This is a genomic window from Janibacter sp. CFPM2_SD2 (genome assembly GCF_057364645.1).
This window is the reverse complement of sequence record NZ_JBNFOF010000017.1, coordinates 20,827-27,202: the sequence shown is the minus strand read 5'-3', so window position 1 is coordinate 27,202 and position 6,376 is coordinate 20,827. Positions and strand designations below refer to the sequence as shown.

General features: G+C 71.9%; 6 protein-coding genes and 1 pseudogene. 6 read left to right on the top strand and 1 reads right to left on the bottom strand.

The features are described from left to right. The 5 genes and pseudogenes from AC2W7J_RS03170 to AC2W7J_RS03150 form a co-directional block, all read left to right on the top strand. The coding region (locus tag AC2W7J_RS03170) for an ACT domain-containing protein (protein WP_485981428.1) at nt 1–299 on the top strand (299 nt) is incomplete at its 5' end. A 10-nt stretch (nt 300–309) separates the two neighbouring features. After that, nucleotides 310–1,939, top strand: a pseudogene (gene ffh, locus AC2W7J_RS03165) (signal recognition particle protein). A gap of 31 nt (nt 1,940–1,970) precedes the next feature. Continuing rightward, complete coding sequence (locus tag AC2W7J_RS03160) at nt 1,971–2,747, top strand: alpha/beta fold hydrolase (protein ID WP_369694848.1); 777 nt, start codon at nt 1,971–1,973, stop codon at nt 2,745–2,747. Between the two features lie 68 nt (nt 2,748–2,815). Then, the gene (locus AC2W7J_RS03155) at nt 2,816–3,457 is read left to right on the top strand and encodes an SDR family oxidoreductase (protein WP_485981427.1); all 642 of its coding nucleotides are present in this window, start codon (nt 2,816–2,818) and stop codon (nt 3,455–3,457) included. Between the two features lie 27 nt (nt 3,458–3,484). After that, the gene (locus AC2W7J_RS03150) at nt 3,485–4,573 is read left to right on the top strand and encodes an amidohydrolase family protein (protein ID WP_485981426.1); all 1,089 of its coding nucleotides are present in this window, start codon (nt 3,485–3,487) and stop codon (nt 4,571–4,573) included. Between the two features lie 52 nt (nt 4,574–4,625). Here the strand turns inward: AC2W7J_RS03150 and AC2W7J_RS03145 are convergent, their stop codons facing one another. Then, nucleotides 4,626–5,546 carry a sulfite exporter TauE/SafE family protein gene (locus tag AC2W7J_RS03145; RefSeq protein ID WP_421006872.1) on the bottom strand — a complete coding sequence of 307 codons (921 nt, stop codon included), beginning with the start codon at nt 5,544–5,546 and terminating at the stop codon, nt 4,626–4,628. 167 nt (nt 5,547–5,713) lie between these two features. Here AC2W7J_RS03145 and AC2W7J_RS03140 point away from each other — a divergent pair, with 167 nt between their 5' ends. Continuing rightward, nucleotides 5,714–6,175 carry an RrF2 family transcriptional regulator gene (locus AC2W7J_RS03140; RefSeq protein WP_255185756.1) on the top strand — a complete coding sequence of 154 codons (462 nt, stop codon included), beginning with the start codon at nt 5,714–5,716 and terminating at the stop codon, nt 6,173–6,175. Nucleotides 6,176–6,376 lie beyond the last annotated feature (201 nt).

The following is a 6,376-nucleotide window of genomic DNA, read 5'->3' as shown; positions in this document are numbered from 1 at the left end:
GCCGGCGGCGCCCGCGCCTTTCGTGCTGCCGAGCGCCGGCAGGCGGGGCGACGGTCATCGAGGTGCGCGCGCAGGACCGACCGGGGCTCCTGCACGACCTCGGCCTCGTCCTCGCGGGGGAGGGGCTCAGCGTCAGGTCGGCGCACATCTCCACGCACGCGGGCCAGACCCTCGACACCTTCTACGTCACCGACCGCGATGGTCGTGAGCTCGGGCCGGCCGCCGTGGCCCGGGCCGTCTCGGCCGTCATCGACGGGTGTGACGGAGACGGTGACGAAGGGAGCGCCGCGGGCAGATAACCTTGGCCGGGTGTTCACCAGCCTGTCCGACCGCCTGACCGCGACCTTCAAGAACCTCCGCGGCAAGGGGCGCCTGTCCGAGTCCGACGTCAACAAGACCGTCCGGGACATCCGGATGGCCCTCATCGACGCCGACGTGGCGCTGCCCGTCGTCAAGGAGTTCACCGCCGCGGTGCGCGAGCGTGCCACCGGCGCGGAGGTGAGCCAGGCCCTCAACCCCGCCCAGCAGGTCATCAAGATCGTCAACGACGAGCTCGTGACGATCCTCGGTGGCAACACCCGCACGATCCAGTTCGCCAAGCGGCCGCCGACGGTCATCATGCTCGCCGGCCTCCAAGGCTCCGGCAAGACGACCTTCGCCGGCAAGCTCGGCGCCTGGCTCAAGGAGCAGGGCCACACCCCGCTCCTCGTCGCGGCCGACCTGCAGCGCCCCAATGCCGTCACCCAGCTCGAGGTGACCGGTCAGCGTGCGGGCGTCCCGGTCTTCGCGCCGGAGCGCGGCAACACCGGCGGCCACGACGCGGTCCTCGAGTCGGGGGAGGGCACCCGCTCCTTCGGTGACCCGGTCTCGGTCAGCCGCGCCGGCATCAGCCACGCGCAGGCCCAGCACCACGACGTCGTCATCGTCGACACCGCCGGCCGTCTCGCCGTCGACGCCGAGCTCATGCAGCAGGCGGCCGACATCCGCGCCGCCGTCGAGCCGGACGAGGTCCTCTTCGTCATCGACTCGATGATCGGCCAGGCGGCCGTCGAGACCGCGCGGGCCTTCGCCGAGGGCGTCGACTTCACCGGTGTCGTCCTGTCGAAGCTCGACGGTGACGCCCGCGGTGGTGCCGCGCTGTCGGTTGCCGGCACGACCGGGCGGCCGATCATGTTCGCCTCCACCGGCGAGCAGACCAAGGACATCGAGGTCTTCCACCCCGACCGCATGGCCGGCCGGATCCTCGACATGGGTGACGTCCTGACGCTCATCGAGCAGGCCGAGCGCGCCTTCGAGCGCGGCGAGGCCGAGGAGATGCAGCGCAAGTTCCTCGCCGAGGAGGACTTCACCTTCGACGACTTCCTCCAGCAGATGTCCGCGATCAAGCGGATGGGCTCGCTGAAGTCGATGCTCAAGATGATGCCGGGTATGGGCCAGATGTCCGCCCAGCTCGACAACCTCGACGAGCGCGAGTTCGACCGGGTCGAGGCGATGGTCCGCTCGATGACCCCCTTCGAGCGCACCCACCCCAAGCAGATCAACGGCTCGCGTCGCTCGCGCATCGCCAAGGGCTCGGGCGTGACCGTCTCCGAGGTCAACCAGCTCCTCGAGCGCTTCACCGAGGCGCAGAAGATGATGAAGCAGCTCGCCCGCGGCGGCGGCATGCCGGGCATGCCCGGTGTCCCCGGCATGGGCGGCGGGCGCAAGAAGCAGACCAAGCAGCCCAAGAAGAAGGGCAAGTCGGGCAACCCCCGCCAAAGCGCGCCCAGCAGGAGCGCGAAGCCGCCGAGAAGGCGGAGGGCGCGGTCCCGCCGGGTCCGCCTTCGGCGGCGGTGCGGCCGGTGGCGGTGCTGCTGGTGGCCAGGGCGGCCTGCCGGCCGACCTCGACCCGAGCCAGCTGCCGAAGGGCTTCGAGAAGTTCCTCGGCGGCGGCAGCTGATCGACCGATGGGTTCGCCGACGCTCCACGCGGTGACCTCGGGGACCTCCGGCCCCCGGGTCGCCTTCTGCCACGGGCTCTTCGGCCAGGGGCGCAACTGGACCCAGATCGCCAAGGGGCTGGCCGACATCAGCCGGCCGACCCTGCTCGACATGCCCGACCACGGACGGTCGCCGTGGACCGAGCGCTTCGACTACCCGACCGCCGCCGACATCGTCGCCGACAACCTGCGGGCGATCGACCCGGACGAGCCGTGGATCGTCGTCGGGCACTCGATGGGCGGCAAGATCGCGATGCTCGTGGCCCTGCGCCACCCCGAGCTCGTCGAGCGGCTGTGCGTCGTCGACATCTCGCCGGCCGCGACGACGAGCTTCAGCGAGTTCGAGACCTACATCGCCGCGATGCAGGCGATGGACCTCGGCAGCATCACCACCCGTGAGCAGGCCGACGCGGCGATGCGCGAGGCCGCGCCCGACCCGGGAGTGCGGGCCTTCCTCCTGCAGAACCTGCGCCGTGAGGGCGAGGGCTGGCGCTGGCAGCCCAACCTCGAGGTGATCGGCCGCGACATCGCCACCATCGGCGGCTGGCCCACCGACGAGGTGGCGGGTCTCGCCCCCTTCGACAAGACGGTGCTGTGGCTCGCCGGCGAGCGCTCCCTCTACGTCACCGACGACGAGCTCGCCGAGATGCGACGGCTCTTCCCCCGGGTGCGGCTCGTGACCGTCAAGGGCGCCGGGCACTGGGTGCACTCCGAGGCGCCCGAGGTGACGCTCCAGTCGCTGCGGGCGCTCATCACCTCGTCACGCTGACGCCGGGGTGTGATGGAGTGGAGGTGTCCGGCGGTCATGCCGGGCACCCCGACCGAGAGGACCCGATAATGTCCCACATCGTCGTCATCGGTGGCCACGGCAAGGTGGCCCTGCTGCTCGCCCCGATCCTCGCCGAGCTCGGGCACTCGGTGACCTCCGTCATCCGCAACCCCGATCACGCCGCCGACGTCGAGGCGGCCGGGGCGACCCCGCACGTCGCCGATGTCGAGATGCTCGACACCGACGGCATCGCTGAGGTCCTCGCGGGCCACGACGCCGTCGTGTGGTCCGCCGGCGCCGGCGGGGGAGACCCCGAGCGCACCCGGGCCGTCGACCAGGACGCGGCGATCCGCTCGATGGAGGCCGCGCGACAGGCCGGCGTGCGGCGCTACGTCATGCTGAGCTACTGCGGCGCCGGGCCCGACCACGGCGTCGACCCGAGCAACCCCTTCCACGCATATGCCGAGGCCAAGGCCGCGGCCGACGAGCACCTGCGCGGCACCGACCTCGACTGGACCGTCCTCGGGCCGAGCAGCCTGACCCTTGACCCGCCGACCGGCAAGATCCAGGTCGGCCGGGAGGGGAGCGGCCAGGTCTCGCGAGCCAATGTCGCCCGGGTCGTCGCGGCGACCCTCGAGGCCAACGGCACCGTGCGGCGCACCATCGAGTTCCACGACGGCAGCACGCCGATCGACGAGGCCCTGCGCTGACCCGAGCAGTCTGGATAGCCTGCCGACATGGCTGATGTGCTGCACGTCAAGGGCGAGGTGCTGGTCTCCGAGCAGGAGAGCGTGCCGGAGCTGTGGGTCATCGACGGCAAGGTCTCCTTCACGCCGCCGACCAGCGGTGACGTCGAGACGGTGACCGGCTACGTGCTGCCGGGCTTCGTCGACGCGCACTGCCACGTCGGACTCGACGCCCACGGGGCGGTCGACGACGCGACGAGCGAGCAGCAGGCGCTCACCGACCGTGACGCGGGGACCCTGCTCATCCGCGATGCCGGCTCCCCGGCCGACACCCGATGGATCGACGAGCGCGACGACCTGCCCAAGATCATCCGCGCCGGCCGGCACATTGCTCGCACCAAGCGCTACATCCGCAACTACGCGCACGAGGTCGAGCCCGAGCAGCTCGTCTCGCGGGTGCGGGCCGAGGCCCGCGCCGGCGACGGCTGGGTCAAGCTCGTCGGCGACTGGATCGACCGGGGGGTCGGCGACCTCGCTCCCTGCTGGCCGCGTGAGGTGCTCGTCGAGGCGATCGCCGCCGCCCACGAGGAGGGGGCGCGGGTGACCGCCCACTGCTTCGGCGAGGAGTCCCTCGCCGACTTCGCCGCGGCGGGCACCGACTGCATCGAGCACGCGACCGGGCTCGTGCCCGAGACCGTCGCGGCCTTCGCCGAGCAGGGCATCGCCATCGTGCCCACCCTGGTCAACATCGAGACCTTCCCGCAGATCGCGGCCCCCGCCGCGGAGAAGTTCCCCGACTACCACCGGCACATGCTGCAGCTGCACGAACGGCGCTTCGAGACGATCGCCGCAGCCCACGACGCCGGCATCGACGTCTTCGTCGGCACCGACGCGGGCGGCTCGCTGCCCCACGGTCTCGTCGCGCAGGAGATGGAGCTGCTGACCCGGGCCGGATTCACCACTCGTGAGGCGCTCGCCGCCGGCACCTGGCGCTCCCGTGACTGGCTGGGTCACCCCGCCATCGCCGAAGGGGAGGACGCCGACCTCGTCGTCCTCGCCGATGACCCCCGTGAGGACGTGCGGGCCTGCGGTACACCGGCGCACGTGATCCTGCGGGGCGCTCGGGTCGGAGGCAGCTGAGCCCCGGGACCATCGGGTCGTCCGATGATCCCGGGGCTCGCGGGGGAGACGCTCAGGCGGGCTCGGCGACGAGCTCGCGCTCGTCCTCGGGGGAGTTGGCCTCGGCCGCGACCTCCGCGCGGTGGGCGCGGTAGCTGTAGGCGACGGCGGCGATCCAGCCGACCCAGATGACGGCGTAGATGCCCCAGACGGCGCTGCTGCCGAGGGCGAGGCCGTCGCCGCCGATGATCGTGCGGGCATTGGTCAGGACGATCAGGCCGCCGACGAGCGAGCCGAGGATGCGCGGCGGGATGGTGCGCACGAGCCAGGCGGCGATGGGGGCGGCGATGGCGCCACCGATGAAGAGCATCGCGACCCAGGAGAAGGCGATCCCCTGCGACCCGAGGGCGGCGAGGAAGCCGATGCTCGCGGCGACGGAGATGAGGAACTCGCTCGTGTCGATCGAGCCGATGACCTTGCGGGGCTCGAGCCGGCCGCTCGCGAGGATCGCGGGCGTGCCGACCGGGCCCCAGCCGCCACCGCCGGTCGCGTCGACGAAGCCGCCGAAGAGCCCGAGCGGCGCGAGGAAGCGCTTGCGCAGCGGCGTGCCGAGGCGGTCCTTGCGCAGACCCTTGAAGGTGAAGCGGAGCAAGACGTAGAGGCCGAGGGCGAGCAGGATCCCGGACATGACCGGCTTGGCCGTCGAGGTGTCGAGGCTGGCGAGGAAGGTCGCGCCGGCGAAGGCGCCGACGGCGCCGGGGACGCCGATCTTGAGCACGACCGGCCAGTCGACGTTGCCGAAGCGCCAGTGCGAGGCGCCCGAGACGAGGGTGGTGCCGATCTCGGCGAGGTGGACCGTGGCGGACGCGGCCACCGGGTTGGTGCCGATGGCCAGCAGCAGCGTCGTCGTCGTGACGCCGTAGGCCATGCCGAGGGACCCGTCGACGAGCTGGGCGAGCAGGCCGACGACGGCCAGGAGGACGAGCTTGCGCATACGGAGGACTCTTTCCGTGAGGAGTGTGCGGCGCCCGGGCGAAGTCACTGCTTCTCCCATGGGACTAGGGGGAGTTTTGCCCACGGTCTGCTTATGGGTCAAGTAACGGTCAGTTATGTCTCAGGGTGTGGTCTCCCGGGAGCGTGCCCCAAGGGATACTGGGCGGCATGGACATCTCGGCCCGATCGGACTACGCCGTCCGCGCGATGCTCACCCTCGCGGCGGCGAGCGAAGGGGGCGGCCCCGTCTCGGTCGTCCGGCTCGCCGCGGACCAGGAGCTCCCGCGCAAGTTCCTCGAGGCGATCCTCGCGGACCTGCGCCGCTCCGACCTCGTCACGAGCCGCATGGGTGCCAGCGGGGGCTACCTGCTCGCGCGGCCCGCCGACCAGATCGCCGTCGGCGACGTCATCCGTGCCGTCGACGGCCCGCTCGCCGAGGTGCGGGGGGAGCGTCCGCAGGCCACGAGCTACGAGGGGGCTGCCACCCACCTGCGCACGGTGTGGGTGGCCGTGCGCTCCAGCGTCCGCTCCGTCCTCGACGGCACCACCCTCGCCGACGTCCTCAGTGGTGACTTCCCGGACGCGGTCACCGAGGCCGTCGCCGCCCCGGGGGCCTGGGAGAACCGCTGAGAGCGCTGTCTGGGCCGAGGTGATCCCTGCGGCGGGTGACGTCCCGCCCCCTTCGTCCTGACGTGTTTTGGCCGGGGGTGGCCCCTCGTGGAACAATCGCCGCCGTACCCGTCCGCGCTGCTGCGCGCCGGATGCCTACACCCCGAGCTCGATACCCCGTGCGAACCGCGCACGGTCTCGCCGTGCTCACGAAACGAAGGG